Annotated in this window: 20 protein-coding genes; 7 read left to right on the plus strand and 13 right to left on the minus strand. The window is 58.2% G+C overall.

The features are described from left to right. Positions 1-3: 3 nt before the first annotated feature. From moaC to ACMGGH_RS12225, 4 genes are all read left to right on the plus strand, one after another. Complete coding sequence (gene moaC / locus ACMGGH_RS12210) at positions 4-489, plus strand: cyclic pyranopterin monophosphate synthase MoaC (protein ID WP_008501142.1); 486 nt, start codon at positions 4-6, stop codon at positions 487-489. Beyond that, entirely contained in the window at positions 482-727 is a 246-nt protein-coding gene (moaD, locus tag ACMGGH_RS12215; protein WP_045259953.1) for a molybdopterin synthase sulfur carrier subunit, read from the plus strand. The genes moaC and moaD overlap by 8 nt, the downstream gene beginning before the upstream one ends. Before the next feature lies 1 nt (position 728). Further along, positions 729-1,181 carry a molybdopterin synthase catalytic subunit MoaE gene (gene moaE / locus ACMGGH_RS12220; RefSeq protein WP_041910729.1) on the plus strand — a complete coding sequence of 151 codons (453 nt, stop codon included), beginning with the start codon at positions 729-731 and terminating at the stop codon, positions 1,179-1,181. Positions 1,182-1,245: 64 nt separating this feature from the next. Continuing rightward, positions 1,246-1,953 (plus strand): Bax inhibitor-1 family protein, encoded by a 708-nt coding sequence (locus ACMGGH_RS12225; RefSeq protein WP_010428846.1) that lies wholly within the window; start codon positions 1,246-1,248, stop codon positions 1,951-1,953. Between the two features lie 105 nt (positions 1,954-2,058). Here ACMGGH_RS12225 and ACMGGH_RS12230 read toward each other — a convergent pair whose 3' ends face one another. From ACMGGH_RS12230 to ACMGGH_RS12240, 3 genes are read right to left on the minus strand one after another with little or no spacing between them, the layout of a single operon-like run. After that, positions 2,059-3,021 (minus strand): lysylphosphatidylglycerol synthase domain-containing protein, encoded by a 963-nt coding sequence (locus ACMGGH_RS12230; protein ID WP_028012425.1) that lies wholly within the window; start codon positions 3,019-3,021, stop codon positions 2,059-2,061. Next, positions 3,021-4,259, minus strand: coding sequence for a cardiolipin synthase ClsB (gene clsB, locus ACMGGH_RS12235; RefSeq protein ID WP_045259955.1), 1,239 nt, complete (start codon positions 4,257-4,259; stop codon positions 3,021-3,023). The genes ACMGGH_RS12230 and clsB overlap by 1 nt, the downstream gene beginning before the upstream one ends. Then, the gene (locus ACMGGH_RS12240) at positions 4,256-5,017 is read right to left on the minus strand and encodes an endonuclease/exonuclease/phosphatase family protein (RefSeq protein WP_041910727.1); all 762 of its coding nucleotides are present in this window, start codon (positions 5,015-5,017) and stop codon (positions 4,256-4,258) included. Before ACMGGH_RS12240 ends, clsB begins: the two co-directional genes overlap by 4 nt. Positions 5,018-5,150: 133 nt before the next feature. Between ACMGGH_RS12240 and ACMGGH_RS12245 the strand changes: the two genes are divergently transcribed. After that, positions 5,151-5,561, plus strand: coding sequence for a YbhQ family protein (locus ACMGGH_RS12245; RefSeq protein ID WP_028012428.1), 411 nt, complete (start codon positions 5,151-5,153; stop codon positions 5,559-5,561). Here the strand turns inward: ACMGGH_RS12245 and ACMGGH_RS12250 are convergent. From ACMGGH_RS12250 to cecR, 5 genes are read right to left on the minus strand one after another with little or no spacing between them, the layout of a single operon-like run. Next, on the minus strand, positions 5,523-6,629 hold the full coding sequence (locus ACMGGH_RS12250) for an ABC transporter permease (RefSeq protein WP_193050324.1): 1,107 nt from the start codon (positions 6,627-6,629) through the stop codon (positions 5,523-5,525). The two genes, ACMGGH_RS12245 and ACMGGH_RS12250, sit on opposite strands and share 39 nt — an antisense overlap. 9 nt (positions 6,630-6,638) lie before the next feature. After that, positions 6,639-7,772, minus strand: a complete 1,134-nt coding sequence (locus tag ACMGGH_RS12255; protein ID WP_028012430.1) for an ABC transporter permease — start codon at positions 7,770-7,772, stop codon at positions 6,639-6,641. After that, positions 7,762-9,501: an ATP-binding cassette domain-containing protein gene (locus tag ACMGGH_RS12260; protein WP_041910725.1), complete on the minus strand. Its 1,740-nt coding sequence runs from the start codon at positions 9,499-9,501 to the stop codon at positions 7,762-7,764. The genes ACMGGH_RS12255 and ACMGGH_RS12260 overlap by 11 nt, the downstream gene beginning before the upstream one ends. Next, positions 9,494-10,489, minus strand: coding sequence for a secretion protein HlyD (gene hlyD, locus ACMGGH_RS12265; RefSeq protein ID WP_049136972.1), 996 nt, complete (start codon positions 10,487-10,489; stop codon positions 9,494-9,496). The genes ACMGGH_RS12260 and hlyD overlap by 8 nt, the downstream gene beginning before the upstream one ends. Further along, positions 10,489-11,163, minus strand: coding sequence for a transcriptional regulator CecR (gene cecR / locus ACMGGH_RS12270; RefSeq protein WP_028012433.1), 675 nt, complete (start codon positions 11,161-11,163; stop codon positions 10,489-10,491). The genes hlyD and cecR overlap by 1 nt, the downstream gene beginning before the upstream one ends. Before the next feature lie 205 nt (positions 11,164-11,368). Between cecR and rhlE the strand changes: the two genes are divergently transcribed. Both rhlE and dinG read left to right on the plus strand, forming a co-directional pair. Next, complete coding sequence (rhlE, locus tag ACMGGH_RS12275; protein WP_028012434.1) at positions 11,369-12,751, plus strand: ATP-dependent RNA helicase RhlE; 1,383 nt, start codon at positions 11,369-11,371, stop codon at positions 12,749-12,751. A 97-nt stretch (positions 12,752-12,848) separates the two neighbouring features. Then, positions 12,849-15,026 (plus strand): ATP-dependent DNA helicase DinG, encoded by a 2,178-nt coding sequence (gene dinG, locus ACMGGH_RS12280; protein ID WP_232948005.1) that lies wholly within the window; start codon positions 12,849-12,851, stop codon positions 15,024-15,026. On the opposite strand, the gene ACMGGH_RS12285 is transcribed toward dinG, so the two are convergent. The 5 genes from ACMGGH_RS12285 to ACMGGH_RS12305 form a co-directional block, all read right to left on the minus strand. Continuing rightward, entirely contained in the window at positions 15,013-15,516 is a 504-nt protein-coding gene (locus ACMGGH_RS12285; protein ID WP_045259961.1) for a fimbrial protein, read from the minus strand. The two genes, dinG and ACMGGH_RS12285, sit on opposite strands and share 14 nt — an antisense overlap. A 5-nt stretch (positions 15,517-15,521) precedes the next feature. Continuing rightward, complete coding sequence (locus ACMGGH_RS12290) at positions 15,522-16,511, minus strand: fimbrial protein (RefSeq protein WP_126326677.1); 990 nt, start codon at positions 16,509-16,511, stop codon at positions 15,522-15,524. Between the two features lie 22 nt (positions 16,512-16,533). Further along, positions 16,534-19,077, minus strand: a complete 2,544-nt coding sequence (locus ACMGGH_RS12295; RefSeq protein WP_232948006.1) for a fimbria/pilus outer membrane usher protein — start codon at positions 19,075-19,077, stop codon at positions 16,534-16,536. A 25-nt stretch (positions 19,078-19,102) separates the two neighbouring features. Further along, positions 19,103-19,777, minus strand: a complete 675-nt coding sequence (locus ACMGGH_RS12300; RefSeq protein ID WP_232948007.1) for a molecular chaperone — start codon at positions 19,775-19,777, stop codon at positions 19,103-19,105. Positions 19,778-19,846: 69 nt separating this feature from the next. Beyond that, positions 19,847-20,383: a fimbrial protein gene (locus ACMGGH_RS12305; RefSeq protein ID WP_028012440.1), complete on the minus strand. Its 537-nt coding sequence runs from the start codon at positions 20,381-20,383 to the stop codon at positions 19,847-19,849. Between the last annotated feature and the right edge of the window lie 214 nt (positions 20,384-20,597).

Here is a 20,597-nt window from a genome sequence, read left to right on the forward strand (position 1 = left end):
ACTATGTCACAACTGACCCACATTAACGCCGCTGGCGAAGCGCATATGGTGGATGTCTCCGCCAAGGCCGAAACGGTGCGCGAGGCGCGTGCTGAGGCATTCGTCACCATGCTGCCTGAGACGCTGGCGATGATTATCGACGGCAGCCACCATAAGGGCGACGTCTTTGCCACCGCCCGCATCGCCGGTATTCAGGCTGCAAAACGGACCTGGGACCTCATCCCGCTCTGCCATCCGCTGATGCTGAGCAAGGTGGAAGTGAACCTGCAGGCGCAGCCGGAGCACAACCGCGTGCGTATTGAGTCCCTCTGCCGCTTAACCGGCAAAACCGGCGTGGAGATGGAAGCCCTGACGGCAGCCTCCGTCGCCGCGCTGACCATCTACGACATGTGCAAAGCGGTGCAGAAAGATATGGTGATTGGCCCGGTTCGTCTGCTGGCAAAAAGCGGCGGCAAATCCGGCGATTTTAAGGTGGACAGCCATGATTAAGGTGCTCTTTTTCGCCCAGGTGCGTGAGCTGGTTAATACCGACAGCCTGACGCTGGACGCCTCTTTTGAAAACGTCGCCGCCCTGCGCGCGCATCTGGCGGCACAAAGCGACCGCTGGGCGCTGGCGCTCGACGAAGGCAAGCTGCTGGCGGCCGTTAACCAGACGCTGGTGGAGTTCACCCACCCGCTGACTGAAGGGGATGAAGTGGCCTTCTTCCCGCCGGTCACAGGGGGCTAAGATGGCTGAAACCCGAATTCTGGTCGGTCCCGAGCGCTTTAACGTCGGTACAGAATATGACTGGCTGGCGGAGCGCGATGAAGACGGCGCGGTCGTTACTTTCACCGGTAAAGTGCGTAACCACAATCTCGGCGACAGCGTAAAAGCGCTGACGCTGGAGCACTATCCGGGCATGACGGAAAAATCGCTGGCGGCAATTGTGGATGAAGCGCGAGGCCGCTGGCCGCTCGGGCGGGTCACGGTGATCCACCGCATCGGCGAGATGTGGCCCGGCGAAGAGATTGTCTTTGTCGGCGTGACCAGCGCGCACCGCGGTAGCGCCTTTGCGGCAGGGGAGTTCATTATGGATTACCTCAAAACCAAAGCGCCGTTCTGGAAGCGCGAAGCCACGCCGGAAGGCGAGCGCTGGGTGGAATCTCGCGACAGCGATAAACAGGCCGCCAGCCGTTGGTAGTCGGTTTACGTGGATGTGTTACTCTTAACGTGTGTGTCTTCTTAACCTTAATCAGGAGTGAATCATGGACCGATTTCCGCGTTCCGATTCAATAGTACAGCAGACCCGTAGCGGCCTGCAGACGTATATGGCGCAGGTGTACGGCTGGATGACGGTCGGCCTGCTGCTTACCGCGTTTATCGCGTGGTATGCGGCGAACACGCCTGAGCTGATGATGTTTATCTTCTCCAGCAAAATCACCTTCTTTGGGCTGATTATCGCACAGCTGGCGCTGGTGTTTGTGCTTTCCGGCCTGGTGCAGAAACTCAGTGCCGGAATGGCGACCACGCTGTTTATGCTCTATTCGGCGCTGACCGGTTTGACGCTCTCCAGCATTTTCATCGTCTACACCTACTCCTCCATCGCCAGTACCTTCGTGGTGACCGGCGGGATGTTTGGCGTGATGAGCCTGTACGGTTACACCACCAAACGTGACCTGAGCGGCTTAGGTAATATGCTGTTTATGGGGCTGATCGGGATTGTGCTGGCATCGCTGGTGAACCTGTGGCTCAAGAGCGACGCGCTGATGTGGGCCGTGACCTATATCGGGGTAGTAGTCTTTGTCGGGCTGACGGCCTATGACACTCAGAAGCTGAAAAACATCGGCGAGCAGATCGACGTGCGCGACAGTTCAAACCTGCGCAAATACTCGATTCTGGGTGCGCTGACGCTGTATCTGGACTTCATCAACCTGTTCCTGATGCTGCTGCGGATTTTCGGCAACCGTCGCTAGGGTTGTTTTGCCGGGTGGCGGTGCGGTCTGGTGCCCTCACCCTGACCCTCTCCCACGGGAGAGGGAACAAACGCTAAAAACGGCAACAAGGTTGCCGTTTTGCTTTTATTTCGCCATTGCCTTCTCATTTTTCGCCCGTAACTTTTTCGCCCGGCTCTCCAGCACCAGATAACAGACCGTTGCCAGCGCCAGCGGCAGGAAGTAATAGAGCATGCGGTAGGCGAGCAGGGCGGCAATAATCGTCCCCTGTGAAACATGTTCTCCGGCCAGCAGCGCGATAAACACCGCCTCCAGCACCCCAATTCCCGCCGGAATATGCACGATAACCCCGGCGATACTGCTCACCAGCAGCACGCCCAGCACGAAGAAGTAGTTCACGTCCTCGCCAATCAACAGCCAGATGATTGCCCCCATCGCCATCCAGTTAGCGCTGGATACCGCCATCTGCAGCACCGCGAACTTCCACGACGGCAGTACCAGTTTCTGCCCTTTAATGGTCATATGGCGACGTTTGGCAAAGGCGCAGGCCCACAGATACACGGCGATGATCAGCAGCAGCACGATGCCGAGAATGCGCAGCGTGGCCTCGTCGATATACCAGTGCGCGGGCAGCTGCACCACGCCGATGGTGAAAATCACCCCGCCCAGCAGAATGTACCCCAGCCAGTTGGTGGTGATACTCAGCGAGAAAATGCGGGTGATGGTTCCGCCCGGTAATCCGAGACGCGAGTACAGGCGATAGCGCATGCCGATGCCGCCCACCCAGGTGCTCAGCGTCAGGTTGAAGGCGTAGCAGATAAACGACACCAGCATCACCTGACGTTTAGCCAGCTTGTGGCCGCAGTAGGCGCGACCGAGCAGGTCGTAGCAGCCGTACATCAGGTAGCTGACGATAACCAGCCCTACGGCACCCAGCAGCACCAGCCGGTTATAGTTGCGGATGACCTTCCACACCTCTTCCCAGTCCACTTTCTGCGCGTAGACCACCAGCAGTACCGCGACCGCGATAAAGAATACCCAGGTGAGGATTTTTTTCGCCAGCCGCCAGCGAGGATGAGATTTTGACATCAGGGTTTGCCTCCATCTTCCGCTTCAACGCGGTCCTGGGTTTCCATTTCAGGTTGTACCGGCGGATCAACCTGCGCCAGCTTCGGCGTATGCGCTGGCAGCCAGCCGACCATCGCCGGGAAGTGGCGCAGGAAGTGGAACACCACCACGCCGATGCCAACGTTCCACCAGCTCCGTTTCGGCACCATGGACTCATCCACCCGTACGCAGTCCTTATGGATAAGTCCCTGAAGGTTATCCCGCAGGGTCTGGTTAAACTGACGGTCGTGGATGATCAGGTTCGCTTCCAGGTTAAGCGACAGGCTCAGCGGATCGAGGTTACTGGAGCCGACGGTTGCCCAGTGGTCATCCATGACGGCCACTTTGCCGTGCAGCGGGCGGCGGCGGTATTCATATATCTGCACGCCGCTTTTCACCAGGTAGCGGTAGAGCAGGCGCGCGCCCACCTTCACAATCGGCATATCCGGCTCGCCCTGCACAATCAGTTTAACGCTCACGCCGCGTCGGGCCGCGTTGCGCATGGCGTGCAGAATACGGTAGCCGGGGAAGAAATAGGCGTTGGCGATAATCACTTCGCGCTTCGCATTGGCCAGCATCTTCAGGTAATGACGTTCAATATCGTCCCGATGCTCCTCGTTGTCCCGCCAGACAAACAGCGCCTGCGCTTCGCCGGGCTTGCGGTTCTCTTCCGGGCGATGACGGCGTCGCCACCAGCGGCGAGCGGCCTCTTTACCGGGCAAGTTTTCCAGCACGAACAGCTGGATGTCCTGAACTACCGGTCCCTCAATGCGGATCGCGTAGTCCTGCTTGGCCTCCGGGCCGTAATCCGACATATGCTCGGCGGAGTAGTTAATGCCGCCCACGAACGCCACCGTTTCGTCCACTACGACTATTTTGCGGTGCATGCGCCGAAACAGGTTGGTGCGCATGCCGAACAGACGCGGACCGGGATCGTAATAGCGGAACACCACGCCGGCGGCGGTGAGCTCGTTAACAAATTCATCGCTAAGATCCGGCGAGCCATATCCATCGAGCAGCGCCTCGATTTTTATCCCGCGCCGGGCGGCATGCAGCAGTACGCTGTGCAGCTGCCTGCCAACGTCGTCTTCAAACCAGATAAACGTTTCAAGGTAGACTTTCTGCTGTGCGTGGCTAATCGCCTCAAAGACCGCCGGATAAAAGTTATCGCCGTTTTCCAGCAGCGTAATACGGTTACCTTCCTGCCAGGTGCATTTCATAAGTGGATCTCCGCGCTCAGCGGGGCATGGTCGGAAAGATGTCGCCAGTTCAGTAACGCCAGCGCCGTCGGGCTGCTGGCATGCGCATTTTTCACGTAGATGCGGTCCAGGCGCAGCAGGGGGAATCGCACCGGAAACGTCCGTGCGGGACGACCATGTGCCCGGGTGAAAATTTCCTCCAGTCCCGCTTTGACCTTCAGCGGATGGTTGGCGCGCTGCCGCCAGTCGTTAAAATCCCCGGCGACCACCACGGGTTCGCCTTCCGGCAGCGCATTGGTCCAGTCCGCCAGCATCTGCAGCTGCGCCTGGCGGTGGGCTTCACGCAGTCCGAGGTGAACGCAGCCCACGTGAACCGGAACGTCAAGTTCCGGCGGCGTGATGCGGCAGTATAGCAGCCCGCGTTTTTCGCTCTCCCCGACGGAAACGTCCCGGTTCTCATAATGTTCTATAGGAAAACGCGACAGCACCGCATTACCGTGATGGCCTTCCGGATAGACCGCGTTGCGGCCGTAGGCGTAATCGCTCCACATGGTGTCGGCCAGGAATTCATAGTGCGGCGTATCGGGCCAGTTTTCGAAATGCATGGGGTGTACCTCGTGCGCGCCCATCACCTCCTGCAGGCAGACAATGTCCGCGCTGACGGTGCGTACCGCGTCGCGCAGCTCCGGTAAAATGAAGCGGCGGTTAAATGCTGTGAAGCCCTTATGAATGTTTATCGTCAGCACCTTAAGCGAGAAATGCTGCGTTTTTTTGCTCATAAACACCTTCCTGGGTGACTATCCCGATGAAAATAAAGTGTAGTCGGCGTCACAAAAAGATGCGGCGTTACGGAATTTTCCGTAAAGTGCGGTAGTCTGATTAAGCAGAGAAAAATCCTTCAGGAGAGAAGCCATGAAGTGGCAACAACGTGTTCGTGTCGCAACGGGTTTGAGTTGCTGGCAGATAATGTTGCATTTACTGGTCGTGGCCGTACTGGTGATGGGCTTGATGAGCGGCACGCTGGTGCGTGTTGGCTTAGGGCTATGCGTCCTCTATGGCGTCACCGTGCTGTCGATGCTGTTCTTACAGCGCCACCATGACGCGCGCTGGCGCGAGGTGGGTGATGTGCTCGAAGAGCTCACCACCACCTGGTACTTTGGTGCCGCGATGATCGTGCTGTGGCTGCTGTCACGCGTGCTGCAAAACAACCTGCTGCTGGCCCTGGCGGGTCTGGCAATCCTTGCAGGGCCAGCGGTAGTGTCGCTGCTCACTAAAGAGAAAAAGCTACGCAATGTTGCGTCTAAACATCGCATAGGCCACTGATCCCGTCGTGGCCGCTATGACCAGTAGCGGCCACAAACTTCCCCAGACAATGTCCAGACTCGCATCCTTCAGATAGATCTGCTTGGTGATATCCGTAAAGTGTCGAATCGGGTTTATCCACGTTAAATCCTGCAGCCACACCGGCATGTTCTCGACGGGCGACACGTACCCGGAGAGCAGAATCGCCGGCATCATAAAGACGAATACCCCGATAAATGCCTGCTGCTGCGTGGAGCAGAGCGCTGAAATCAGCAGCCCAAACCCCACCAGCGACAGCCCGTAAATCACCATCGTGAAGTAAAACAGCGCCAGCGATCCGGCGAACGGGATCTCGTAGGCCCAAATTCCCACTCCCAGCACGATGGTGGCCTGGAAGGTGGCGACGATCAGCGCCGGCACCGCTTTGCCGACGAAAATCTGCCAGGTGGCGAGCGGGGAAACCAGCAGCTGATCCAGCGTGCCCTGTTCGCGCTCGCGGGCCACGGACAGAGAGGTCACGATCATCACCCCGATGGTGGTGATCATGGCGATCAGCGACGGCACCACAAACCACTTGTAGTCCAGATTCGGGTTGTACCAGTTGCGCACCACCAGTTCGCTGTTATTGGGCTTCGGTTTGCCCTCCATCAGCTCCTGCTGATACTCCTTCACTATCTGCTGCAGGTAGTTGGCCGCTATCTGGGCGCTGTTGGAGTTGCGCCCGTCGAGGATCAGCTGCATCGGCGCGGTCTGGAAAGTATCCAGGTTGCGGGAGAAATCCGCCGGGAAACGCACCAGCAGCAGCGCTTTTTGCGTGTCGATAGTGGGCTGGATCTCCTGCGGGCTCTTAAGCAGCAGGACGTGGGTAAAGGCCTTCGCCCGGGCAAAACGCTGCGTCAGCTCGACGGCGTGTTTGCCGTTGTCTTCATTATAAATGGCAATGGTGGCGTTAGTTACCTCAAGGGTGGCGGCAAACGGGAACAATAAAACCTGAAGCAGCACCGGCAGCACCAGAATGGCGCGGGTTTGCGGCTCGCGCAGCAGGGACTGCAGCTCTTTGCGGATCAATGTCCATAAGCGGTGAAACATGTACGCTCCTTAATCCAGTCGCCGTTTGGTTTTCAGCCACGTCAACCCGATAAACATCACCGCCGACGCCAGCAAAAACAGGGTATTGATAATCAGCACCACCGGAATATTCCCCGCCAGGAACAGGCTTTGCAGCGTGCTCACGAAGTAGCGCGCCGGAATGATGTAAGTCACAGCGCGGATCACCGCCGGCATGCTGTCTATCTGGAAGATAAACCCGGAGAGCATAATCGATGGCAGGAAAGCGGCGTTGAGCGCCACCTGCGCGGCGTTAAACTGGTTGCGGGTGATGGTGGAGATGAGCAGCCCCATCCCCAGCGTGCTGAGCAAAAACAGGCTGGTGATAAAGAACAGTACCACCAGCGAGCCGCGATACGGCACGCCAAGAATAAAGACCGCGACCAGCATGCAGAGCAGCATCGCCAGCATGCCGAGGAAGTAGTAGGGGATGAGCTTGCACAGCAGCAGCTCGACGCGCGTCACCTCGGTGGAGAGCAGCGCCTCCATAGTGCCGCGCTCCCACTCGCGGGCGATGACCAGCGAGGTGAGGATCGCGCCAATCACCGTCATAATGATGGTCACCGCCCCCGGAATAATAAAGTGCTGGCTGATGGCGGCGGGGTTAAACCAGTAGCGCGTCTGCACATCGATGAGCGGTTCAAACGTTTCGCCCCGGTCTTCGGCGCGCTGCATCTGCCAGAGCTGCCAGATCCCCTCCGCATAGCCCTGCACGAAGTTGGCGGTGTTCGGCTCGCTGCCGTCGGTAATCACCTGAATCGGCGCATCGGCGCCCGGGCGCGCCATGTTGGCGGCGAAATCCACCGGGATGACGATCAGGCCGCGAATTTTCCCGGCCTGCATTTTCTGAATCAGTTCCTGCCGGTTGTCGCTGACGGTGGCGTCAATGTAGGGTGAGCCGGTCATGGCGTGGGTGAAGTCCAGCGCCTCTTCGCTCTGCTGCTCCAGCAAAATACCGACCCGCAGCTTGCTGGAGTCGAGGTTAATGCCGTAGCCAAAGATAAACAGCAGCAGCAGGGGGATCACCACCGCAATCAGCCAACTGCTGGGATCGCGCACGATCTGCCGCGTCTCTTTGATGCACAGGGCACGCACCCGGCGCCAGGAAAGGGCGTTACTGCGCATGAGCATTCTCCTTATCCCAGTCGTGGATGAGGGTGATAAACGCCTGCTCCATGGTCGGGTCTGGCTGTGCGTCGTCGGCGGCCTGCGCTTTCAGGTCATCCGGCGTGCCGTGGGCAATCAGCTTGCCGCGATAGACCAGCCCGATGCGGTCGCAGTATTCCGCCTCATCCATAAAGTGGGTGGTGACCATCACGGTCACGCCTTTTTCCACCATGCTGTTGATGTGCAGCCAGAATTCTCGGCGGGTGAGGGGATCGACGCCTGACGTAGGTTCATCAAGAAACAGGATATCCGGCTCGTGCATCAACGAGCAGGCCAGCGCCAGCCGCTGCTTAAAGCCGAGCGGCAGCTCGTCGGTGGCGTGGGACGCAATATTCGTTAACCCGAAGGCGTCGCTCATGCGGCGGATTTTTTCATTCTGCGCCCGCCCGCGCAGGCCGTACACCCCAGAGAAAAAGCGCAGATTCTGCTCGACCGTCAGGTTGCCGTACAGCGAGAACTTCTGCGCCATATAGCCGAGATGCTGGCGCGCTTTGCCGGAACTGACCTTGAGATCCATGTCCAGCACCAGCGCCTTGCCGGACGTCGGCACCAGCAGGCCGCACATCATTTTAAAGGTGGTGGATTTTCCCGCCCCGTTCGGCCCGAGCAGGCCAAATATCTCGCCGCGCTTCACCGCAAAGTTGACGTTGTCGGTGGCGGCGAAGTCCCCGAATTTTTTGGTGAGCGATTTTGCTTCGATCACCGTTTCGCCCGGCGTGCCTTCCACCGTGTGCAGGATCGCGCCAAGGGGCGATTCCGATGTGCCTGCACCGCCCAGCAGATCGATAAACGCATCTTCAAAGCGCGGGGCGGTCTCGTCCATTTCAATCTCAGGCATGCCCGGCGCACGGCGAATATCGTCGACGGTGGCCTCTTTTTTGAGGATCACGCGCACCGAGCGGCCCTGAATCATCCCGTCGCTCACCTGCGGCAGCTTCAGCACCCGCTGCAGCAGCCTGCGGTTGGACTCCTGCGGGCTGTGCAGCAGAAAACTGCGCCCGGCCATGGTGTGCGTCAGCTCGGTCGGTTCGCCCTGATAGAGCAGTTCGCCCTCGTTCATCAGCAGCACGTCTCGGCACTGCTCCGCTTCGTCGAGGTAGGAGGTGCTCCAGAGGATCAGCATCCCGTCGCCCGCCAGTTCGTGCACCATCTGCCACAGCTCGCGGCGGGAAATCGGATCCACGCCGACGCCGGGCTCATCGAGCAACAGCACTTTTGGTTCGCCCACCAGCGTGCAGGCCAGCCCCAGTTTCTGCTTCATCCCGCCGGAAAGCTTGCCCGCCAGCCGGTCGGTGAACGGGCCGAGGGAGGTAAATTCGAGCAGTCGGGCGAAGGTTTTCTGCCGGGTTTCACCGGTGACGCTGCGCAGGTCGGCGTACAGATTGAGGTTCTCCATCACCGTCAGATCTTCGTACAGGCCAAACTTCTGCGGCATATAGCCGAGCATGGCGTGGAGCGCGCCGTCGTCTTTTATCGGGTCAAGGCCAAGCACGCTGGCCGAGCCTTCATCCGGCTTCAGCAACCCCGCCAGCATCCGCATAAGCGTGGTTTTACCCGCGCCGTCCGGGCCCACCAGTCCGGTCACGTAGCCTTTCTGAATGGTGCAGTTCAGCGGCGCGACCGCCGGTTTATCCATTCCGGGGAAGCGTTTGACCAGATTGTTGAGCTGGATAACCGCATCATTCATGTCGTTCCCCGTCGTTTAAGGTCACGGTAACAGGCATGCCCTGACGCAGCGCGTCGTCCGCGTCGGTGACGATGATGCGCAGGCGATACACGAGGTCGGTACGCAGGTCCGGCGTTTCAACGGTTTTCGGGGTGAATTCGGCGGTAGGGGAGACAAAGCCCACTTTACCGTGATACGGCTTATCCGGGCGACCGTCGGTATAGAGCAGCAGCTCGCGGCCCGGCTGCATCTGGCCGAGATTCGGCTCATCAATGTAGGCCCGCACCCATACCGGACGGGTCAGGGAGAGCGTCAAGACGGTGCTGCCCGCGCTGAGCATGCTGCCCGGCTCTACCGCGCGGGTCATCAGCGTGCCGTCAGACGGGGCGGTTAAGATAGTGTCGTGCAGATCCAGCTCCGCCTGAGCCAGCTGCGCCTGCGCCTGTTCGAGGCTGGCCTTCGCCTGGGCGATGTCCTGCTCGCGGTTACCGGAGCGGTACTGGCTTAATTTATCCTGCGCGGATTTCAGCGTCGCCTGCGCCTGGTCGCGGGATGACCGCGCGTTTTCCAGATCGTTGGCGGAAATGGTGCGGCTTTTCCACAGCCCCTGCTGGCGGTTATAGAAATTCTGCGCGTAGTCGTAGGCGGCTTTAGCCTGCTTAACGGCGGCAGCGGCTTGGGCAATCTCCTCATCGCGATAGCCTGCCAGCATCAGGTCATACTGCGCCTGGGCGACGGAAACGCCGGCTTTTGCCTGCATCAGCGCATTCTCAAAGGGGGCTTTATCCAGCACGCCCAGCGTCTGCCCGGCTTTGATGGCATCGCCTTCGTCAACGCTCAGCGAGGCGAGACGTCCGCCGACGCGGAAGCTCATATTCACCGTGCGAATATCCACGTTACCGTACAGCGTCAGGCCCCGATCCTGCTGGCTCTGATACCACAGCCAGCCACCGATTCCCGCGGCAAGCAAAACAACAACCACCAGAACGATGGCGACAGGTTTTTTCATCACTTCAGGCTCCTTTGCGTTAAGCCTTGCAGAATCAGATCGAGATGACAGGTGATGACCTGGCTAATCTGCGCGGCTTTATCCTCATCGAATTGTGCCCAGCCCGTGCGTAACAGGATGGTTTCACGCCCCAGACGGAAGGCGAGAATTTCGCCCAGCAGGGCGTGGGTATGCAAAATGGTGTCGGTATCGCTGGCGTCCCGCCCGGTGTAGGCGGCAATCAGCCGGGTCAGATGGGTGTGCATCGGGGCAATCACCTGATCGTGTACCAGCTGATAAGCGGCAGTGGGGGAGAGCTGCTCGCGGGAGATAAATTTGCTCAGGTTGAGCGTATCGTCGTGCGTCAGCAGGCGGATCATATTGTGGCAGGCATTGAGGATAAGTTGCCTGATAGCGGTACGATCCGGCGTCGGCTGGCTCAGCAGCGCGGTGGCCTCCTCAACGTGCGGGCGAAAATTGTTGCCAATAAAATCGGCAATCCACTGGGCGCAGGCGAGGTATAAATCCTCTTTTGAGCCAAAATAGTAGGTAATGGCCGCGATGTTTTGTCCGGCCTGGGCGGCGATATCCCGCGTGGTGGCATGCAGGCCATACTCGCCAAACTGCGCCAGCGCGGCGGCGATAAGCTGGCTTTTGGCCTGTTCACCTTTGGTTGTCGTCGGTGTCGTATTCATGTCGGCATTAAAAATTAATCAATCGATTGATTAAAATTATACCTGAATCGCTAAATCGTCGAGGGATACGACAGGGATATTTTATGCGCCACGTCACAAAAGCTGCTACACTCCGCACCTTCGCGACATTGTGGTTTTTGTCCTTCTATTCGTGATATCTCCCTGAAAACTACACCTGTGATGGTCGGGGCGGTTCGGAGTTTTTATGTCTTTTGATTCCCTTGGCCTGAACCCGGAAATTCTGCGCGCGATCGCAGAGCAGGGCTACGTTGAGCCAACCCCTATACAGCAGCAGGCTATTCCGGCCGTGCTTCAGGGCCGTGACCTGATGGCCAGCGCCCAGACCGGCACCGGTAAAACCGCGGGCTTTACCCTGCCGCTGTTAGAGCTGCTGGTAAAAAACCAGCCGCACGCCAAAGGCCGTCGTCCGGTGCGCGCGCTGATCCTCACCCCAACCCGCGAGCTGGCAGCCCAGATTGGCGAGAACGTGCGTGAGTACAGCCGCTATCTCAACATTCGCTCGCTGGTGGTGTTCGGTGGCGTGAGCATTAACCCGCAGATGATGAAGCTGCGCGGCGGCGTGGACGTGCTGGTGGCAACGCCGGGCCGTCTGCTGGATCTGGAACACCAGAACGCGGTGAAGCTCGACAGCATTGAAATTCTGGTGCTGGACGAAGCCGACCGCATGCTCGATATGGGCTTCATTCATGATATTCGTCGCGTGCTGGCGAAGCTGCCGCCGCGTCGCCAGAACCTGCTCTTCTCCGCGACCTTCTCTGATGAGATCAAGGCGCTGGCGGAAAAGCTGCTGCATAACCCGCTGGAAGTGGAAGTGGCGCGCCGCAACACCGCTTCCGAGCAGGTGACGCAGCACGTTCATTTTGTGGATAAAAAGCGCAAGCGGGAGCTGCTCTCCCAGATGATCGGTCAGGGCAACTGGCAGCAGGTGCTGGTCTTTACCCGCACCAAGCACGGTGCCAACCACCTGGCGGAACAGCTGAATAAAGACGGCATCCGCAGCGCGGCGATCCACGGTAACAAGAGCCAGGGCGCGCGTACCCGCGCGCTGGCGGACTTCAAGTCCGGCGACATCCGCGTGCTGGTGGCGACCGACATCGCTGCCCGTGGCCTCGATATTGAAGAGCTGCCGCACGTGGTGAACTACGAGCTGCCAAACGTGCCGGAAGATTACGTTCACCGTATCGGTCGTACCGGCCGTGCGGCAGCAACAGGTGAGGCGCTCTCTCTGGTCTGCGTGGACGAGCACAAGCTGCTGCGCGACATCGAACGCCTGCTGAAGAAAGAGATCCCGCGCATCGAAACCCCGGGCTATGAAGTGGATCCGTCCATCAAAGCCGAGCCGATTCAGAACGGTCGTCAGGGCGGCGGTCGCGGTCAGGGTGGCGGTGGTCGCGGCCAGCAGCCGCGTCGTGCTGAAGGCGGCGCGCCGAAGTCATCCGGCAAACCGCCGCGTCGTAATAACGACGGCAAGCCGGCCGGTGAAAGCCCGTGGCGCAGCGGCGAAGGGAAACCGGCAGGCGAGGGGCAGCGCCGACGCCGCCCGCGCAAGCCTGCTAACCCGCAGTAATCTGGAAGCCCGGTCGTAAAGCCGGGCTTTTCTTTTTGCGACGGCGAAGAGAAAGTGCCACAATAGTGGCTGTTTATACAGTATTTCAGGTTTTCCAATGGCTTTAACCGCGGCGCTGAAAGCGCAAATAGGCGCCTGGTATAAGGCGCTTCAGCAGCAGATCCCCGATTTTATCCCCCGAGCGCCGCAGCGGCAGATGATTGCCGACGTGGCAAAAACGCTCGCCGGGGACGACGGGCGACATCTGGCGATTGAAGCCCCGACCGGCGTCGGGAAAACCCTGTCGTATCTCATTCCCGGCATCGCCATCGCGCGGGAAGAGGACAAAACGCTGGTGGTCAGCACTGCGAACGTGGCCTTGCAGGATCAGATCTTCAGCAAAGATTTGCCGCTGCTGCGCAAAATCATCCCCGATCTCCGCTTCACCGCCGCCTTTGGCCGCGGGCGCTACGTCTGTCCGCGTAACCTGGCGGCGCTGGCCAGCAGCGAGCCCTCGCAGCAGGATCTGCTCGCCTTTCTGGATGACGAGCTGACGCCAAACAACAAAGCCGAGCAGGAGCAGTGCGCAAAGCTGAAAGCCGAGCTCGACGGCTATAAGTGGGACGGCCTGCGGGATCACACCAGCCTGGCGATTAGCGACGACCTGTGGCGCAGGCTCAGTACCGATAAAGCAAGCTGCCTGAACCGCAACTGTCACTACTACCGGGAATGCCCGTTCTTCGTCGCCCGGCGCGAGATCCAGGAAGCGGAGGTGGTTGTCGCCAACCACGCGCTGGTGATGGCGGCGCTGGAGAGCGAAGCGGTGCTGCCGGAGCCGAAAAACCTGTTGCTGGTGCTCGACGAAGGCCACCACCTGCCTGACGTGGCGCGGGACGCGCTGGAGATGAGCGCGGAAATCACCGCTCCGTGGTTCCGACTTCAGCTGGATCTGTTCTGCAAACTGGTGGCGACCTGCATGGAGCAGTTTCGCCCGAAAACCACGCCGCCGCTGGCGGTACCCGAGCGTCTGAGCGACCACTGCGAAGAGGTTTACAGCCTTATCTCGTCTCTGAACAACATCCTCAATCTTTATCTTCCGGCAGCCCAGGAGGCAGAACACCGCTTCGCGATGGGCGAGTTGCCGGACGAGGTGATGGAGATCTGCCAGCAGCTGGCGAAGCATCTGGAAAAGCTGCGCGGGCTGGCGGAGATGTTCCTGAACGACCTCAGCGAGAAAACGGGCACGCACGACGTGGTGCGTCTGCACCGCATCCTGCTGCAAATGAACCGCGCGCTGGGGATGTTTGAGGCGCAGAGCAAGCTCTGGCGGCTGGCCTCGATGGCGCAGGCGTCGGGCGCGCCGGTCACCAAATGGGCCACCCGCGAGGTGCGCGACGGGCAGGTTCACCTGTTCTTCCACTGCGTGGGCATCCGCGTGGCCGATCAGCTGGAAAAGCTGATCTGGCGCAGCGTGCCGCACGTGGTGGTGACCTCCGCGACCCTGCGCTCTCTGAACAGCTTTTCACGGTTGCAGGAGATGAGCGGCCTGAAGGAGAAAGCGGGCGACCGCTTTGTGGCGCTGGACTCGCCGTTCAACCACTGCGAGCAGGGCAAGCTGGTCATTCCACGCATGAAATACGAGCCGCTTATCGACAACGAAGAGCAGCACATTGCGGAGATGGCGGCCTACTTCCGCGAGCAGGTCGAAAGTAAAAAATATCCCGGCATGCTGGTGCTGTTTGCCAGCGGGCGGGCGATGCAGCGCTTCCTGGAGCACGTCACCGACCTGCGTTTACTCCTGCTGGTGCAGGGCGACCAGCCCCGATACCGGCTGGTGGAAACGCACCGCAAACGTATTGATAACGGCGAGCGCAGCGTGCTGGTGGGATTACAGTCCTTCGCGGAAGGGCTGGATTTGAAGGGAGATTACCTGACGCAGGTGCATATCCATAAGATCGCCTTCCCGCCTATCGACAGCCCGGTGGTGATCACCGAGGGCGAGTGGCTGAAAAGCCTCAACCGCTATCCGTTTGAGGTGCAGAGTTTACCCGCAGCGTCGTTTAACCTGATTCAGCAGGTCGGGCGTCTGATTCGTAGCCACGGCTGCTGGGGAGAGGTGGTGATCTACGATAAACGTCTGCTCACCAAAAATTACGGCCAGCGGCTGCTGAACGCGCTGCCGATCTTCCCGATCGAACAGCCGGAGGTGCCGGAGGTAAAAAAACGCCCGGCAAAACTGGCCGCCGGGCGCAGGAAAAGCATCCGTGCTAAGGGGCGCGGTCCTACTGGTAAGTAAAGGTCACCTGCACCACGCTGCTGAACGTGCCTGCGGAGACGGGCATAGACGTGGCGTAATAGCGGGCGGAGAGCGGAAACGTGGCCGTGTGGTCAGCCGGGTTAATCGGCACGTTAAATGCCGCCTGCGGGGCGATCAGGATCTTGTCCTGACGGTCGGCCAGCTCCAGCGCCAGCCCCTTCGCGCTGCCGGTGTTGGCGAATTTTGTCGGGTGTACGCTGTCTGCCTGGCCGTAGAAATAGGCCGTGGCAAGCGCCAGCGTGGCGGGACAGTGCGACACCGAGAGCGAAAAATCTTTCCACTCGCCGGTATCCCCTACATCTTTAAAATTACCTGATACCGCCTGACCTAAATCCACCGTCAGGTTGCGGCTGGCGCTGTCAATGACGCAGGTGTTGGCGTAAATATTCCCTGTCATCTGGATCTCAATATCATCGGCGTGGGCCTGGGCTATCAGGCCCAGCGCCAGCATCAGAGCTGTCTTTTTCATGAGCGTCACTTATAAGCGAGGGTAACGGTGGCGACGGTATTGGCGGGGCCTGGCGTCACGACATCACTGGTTTGTTCGTAGCGAACCTCAAACGGGATCGCCAGCGTCTGGTTGGCGATGGCCTGGCTTTGGGTGTTCACGTAGGTATCAAAGGTGGCAGGATGGTTGTCAAACAGCATTCTGACCCCGACGCCGGTAGCCATGCCCGGCTGCCGGGTGAGTTTGATCACCCCATCTGACCCCGGTTCATAACCATTTGAACTGGTGATCTTCACTTCAGGCTGCACGTTGCTGTTGCAGTTCACCGTCACGTCAAAGTTTTGCGCCGGGCTGGATAGCATCCCCACGCTGACAAAATCGCTGACCGGGAAGTTGCCCAGATTAATGGTCAGGTTTTTTGGGGAGACGGAGCAGGTGACGTTCTGGAAGTTAACGTTTCCTGCGTAGGCGATAACATTGGGTGAACCAATGCCGTCGTAGCCATATACGCCAATACCGAACTCTGTTTGCGCCTGAAGCAGCGTGCCGGACTGTACCACATCACTGGTTTTAACCAGCTCAAGCGTGACGTTAAAATCAAACGACAGGTATCCATCGGTCGAGACATAGCCGATGGGCGTACTGCGGGAATCGCAGGCGACTTTTCCCCCACCTGAAATGCGCTGGCCCTGGTCGTTCTTTAAGGCAATGCCGACTCCAGGCACGCCTGTGTCATAAACGCCGGTCAACCCGGGGATCTCCGAACCACTTCCGTAATAGCAGGAGATGATTTCCAGCCCGCTCTCGTAAGGAGAGTTGCAGTTACCCGCGACGTGTACAGTCTGCTCCGTCCCGGGAATGGTAGCGCCTACTGCCAGCGTCGTCGGGACCGAAATGGTGGCAACGTTGATCATTTTCGGCATATCGGGCGTAGTGCAGCCAGCCTTCGCATGCGGCATAAATAACGCCGCGGTGCCCAGAATCAGTAAGAAAAAGCACTGTTTTATCATTTGCATAGTCGTTAGCCTGAAGGGTGAATCAATGACACTGCGCGGCAGCGTTAATGATGCTGGTTTTCTCTTTCTCATCCGTTAGCGCATAGTCAGCGATGCAGTGCTCGCTCGCGTCCTGTCCCCAGGAAACGGCGAGATGCCCCTGCTGCGGCAGACCCGAGAGATAGGTCTGGCCGTCATTACCCACAATAAACTCGCTGTCCTTATCCTCGGTGGTGACCGTCGCGCCGAACGGCAGCGGTTTGCCGTTGTGCGTCAGCGTCATTAGCACGCGGTTGCCCACGCGGGTGTTAAAGCTGGCGCGCACCACGGCCCCGCGAGTTGGGGTGACGACCTGCGCGGCGTGGGTGACGTCGGCATTGTCCGGCAGCGTTTCGGTATCCAGCGCAATGGTGTTGTGGCGATACGCGGTCACAAACGGGACAACGGTGTAGCCGCGGAAGTCGGTTTCAACGCCGGTCTGATTAGTGATATGCGTCCCGTGCGTACCCGGCGCTTTCACCAGCGCGATGGTCTCACCGAGCGGCTGGCTCAGGGTGATGCCGTTCGCATGAGCAACCACGCCGCCCTGCAGGCCGACGTTCACGGTCTGCTGATATTTGTCCTGGCTGACGCCGCCGCTGAGTTCGCCGTACGTTGCTTTGTAATCGGCGTTGAGGCTGGTGGAGTTGCCGCTGCCGGTACTGCTCACCCCCTCCTGAATATTCCAGTTGAGGTTATCTTCTTTCAGCGCCGTACCGTTCAGACCGATATTCTGCGTGGTGCCATCTTTGGTGTTGTTCAGGTTGTAGGTGGCCCAGGTGTTATGCATCCAGTGGTCCAGCGGCACCGAGACGCTCAGCGCGAACTGGTTGTCGTTCGTCACCTCATTGCCGTCTTCATCGCTGTCGCGGGTGTTTTTGTTCATGCTGTAGCTGAGGCTGTAGCTCACGCCGTGCCAGCTGTTGTTGTAGCTGACGCTCACCGAGGTCATGTCCTGGCTCTGGGTCCAGTAGGTCTCTTTCACCAGGCTCAGGGTTACGGAACCCCAGCCTTCCGGCAGCGTCTGGTCGACGGTGGCTTCGGTACGGGCGCGGCGCTGCTGCGGTTCAGACCAGTCGTCAGAGCGGGTATACGACTCCATGGTGTCTTCCAGGGTGTAGAATCCTTTGCTGTTATAGCGGTAGCCAGCCAGCGAGAAGTTAGTGCCTGACTGGGCGATATCTTTGCTGTAGCGCACGCGCCACGACTGGCCTTTGCTGGCCTGCTGTTTTTTCAGCAGGGCTTTGGCGCGAGTGACGTCAATGGAGAAGGCGCCTAAATCGCCCATGTTTTTCCCGACGCCCACCGCCTGAGACTGATAATGGCTGCTCTGCTGAACGCCGCCGTAGGCGGTGATACCGTAGGGTAAACCGTAGATGGCGCTGCCCTGGGCAAACGGGGTCTTTTCGACATCGTTGTCATAGGAACGATAACGCCCGGCGGTCACGCTGTAGCGCAGGTTTTTTTCACGCTGCAAGACCGGCACGGAGGCAAACGGCACGACAAAATGGCTTTCGCTGCCGTCGGTCTCTTTCACGGTAACCTGCAGGTCGCCGCTGCTGCCGGTGGGGTAGAGATCGTTAATTTCGAACGCGCCCGGCGCGACCGTGTTCTGATAAATGACGTAGCCGTTCTGGCGAACCACCACCAGCGCGTTGCTGTGGGCCGTGCCGCGGATAATCGGCGCGTAGCCTTTCTCGCTGTCCGGCAGCATGTCGCTGTCGGATTTCAGCTCCACCCCGGTGTAGGGGACGCTATCAAACACGTCGGCAGGGGACGAACTCTGGCCGACGGTGATGTCGCTTTTCATTGCCACAATATCGCGTTGCGCATAGGTATAAACGGAGGTGAATTTCTGCTCCTCTTCATGGCCCGTGGTGCTGCGATTCCAGGTGGAATAGTTGCGAATGCGCCATGCGCCAACGTTCAGGCCCGGACGCAGGTTTACGTACTGGCTACTGTTATCCTGCTCACCGTGCTGTCGCGCGCGGCTGTGGCTGGCATTGGCGCTGTAATTAAGCAGGCCCGCAGTGATCCCTTCGTCAAACTCTTTCGGGTCAATGTAACCGCGAGGCACCTGGCCCAGCGCCGTTTGAGGGATGCTCATCAGCAGCTGCTGGTTGCGAACGCGAAAGGTGGCGGATGCCGCAGGGATGGCATGTAAATCAGCACACTGGCCTTTGGCCATCAGCTGCGGAAATTTTTTGGTTTTGATGCCGAGGCTTTTTAATTCCTCAAGGCTAAAGCAAGGCTGCAGCGTGCTGTTGCCCTGCGAATCTTTCTGAAGCGTAAAGGTCACGTTGCGGGTATCAATTTTATTATTATTGATAAATACCGCGACCTCATATTTCCCCGGCGCCTGACCTGGCCCTTTTTCATAGATGGACAGATCGGTTTTACCCTGCTGGGGATTATCAATATCCAGCAGGGCAGGGTTAAAATAATCATCAGCCATAACCTGCTGCGCAAAGATCGCCATTGCCAGGCCACAGAGAATGACCAGCAATGAAGACAATCGGCAGGTGAACGGCTTTTTATGGCTGTACATAATTATTTTATTACCGGGAAAAAAATTAATGAACGGATTTCGACCAGGTATGGCTGATGCTGCCGTAGTCGGTAATAATGGAATACGTCACGTCCGCGCCCCCGACGTTACCCGGTAAGGCAAAATATGTTTCCGTTTTCGGAACAGCCCAGGTGGCTTTCGCGACTTTGTGACCGTTCAGCGTGACGGTCTGGAAATTCATATAAAACGGCGTGGGGTTATTCACCACGAGGTCGTTCCCTTCGCGGCGCCATTCAAGCTTATCCGCCACATCTTCTGGACGGCCTTTTACCGCAGACGGGCGATAGAGCAATTTAATGCGGGTATTGATAGCAATTTGCAGCGTATTCACCCCCTCAACGTGCTTTGAGGAAGGGATCGCTTTAATGTTCAGCCAGTACAGGGATTCCCGGTCTTCCGGTAAATTTCCGCCCGTACGCACCACGCGCAGAACGTTATCTTCGTGCGCATCCAGACGGAAAAGCGGCGGGGTGATCAGGAACGGGGCTTTGGCCAGGTTTTTACCGCCGGAATCAACCCAGGACTGCACCAGATAATCCGTCGCATCTGGATTTGAAAGACCAAGAGAAGATTCCTTTTTATCTCCCTGATAGACCAGTCGGGTGCCGTTAATAATGACCCCAGCATGTGAAGCAGTTGCTACCAGTAAAAGCGTGCTCAGTAAATAACCGTGGCGCATAAAGATTTCTCAATGAATAGAGAAGATATTAATGCTCGCGAAAGCATTAATATCTCCGGATTGATAAGATCAGTTATAAATAACGGTAAAGGTTGAAACGGAGTTAGCGGGGCCAGCGGTAATTGCCGGGCCGGTTTGGATATAGCGTGCGCCGAACTCCAGATCGTTAACCGCCGTGCCGGAGGTTAACTGATACTGCTGAGACGGCGTATACAGGCTGACAGGCTGCTGCGAGGCATCCACCAGCTGAATCGCCACCCCTGTCGCCGCATCGGTATCTGGCGTTAAGGCAAGCGTTGAATTGTTATTCGCATCCGGTGTTCCGCCGAAGTTAATGGCGGCGGAGGTGACCGTGTCAGGACAATTCGTTAACTGAATATCAAACTTCGTTAAGGTGCTGGTAGAGCCTGCACCGGTAAATACCGTTTTAGACACTTTCCCCAGCTGTACATTTAATGGATTACTTAATCCATTTACGACCTGACAAGCAGAATCGATAATTTCGCCGGTGAAGTTTATTTGCCCTTCACCGTTCGTTGCCGCAAACGTGGATGCAGAACATCCCACCGCTGCGGCGATGATTAAACCTAAAGCAACCTTGTTCATAGCAAATCCTGATATGTTTCGGGTGAGAGCGTTGCCTGGACGTTTTCACCGTTGACCCTTAATGACTTTCCGCTGGTTATTTAATCAAAAAATGTATGAATACGAATCTGCTATAGAAATCACAAATAATTGAAAAAAAGCTTGTGTTTATTTTTTGCCATCAAAACAGAAGGTTGTCTCAAGGGATAAAAAACTAACGGCCAGTCATTCATCA

The sequence above is a fragment of the Enterobacter sp. BNK-16 genome, from assembly GCF_048684955.1.
In the GTDB taxonomy this organism is placed as follows: Bacteria; Pseudomonadota; Gammaproteobacteria; order Enterobacterales; family Enterobacteriaceae; genus Enterobacter; species Enterobacter bugandensis.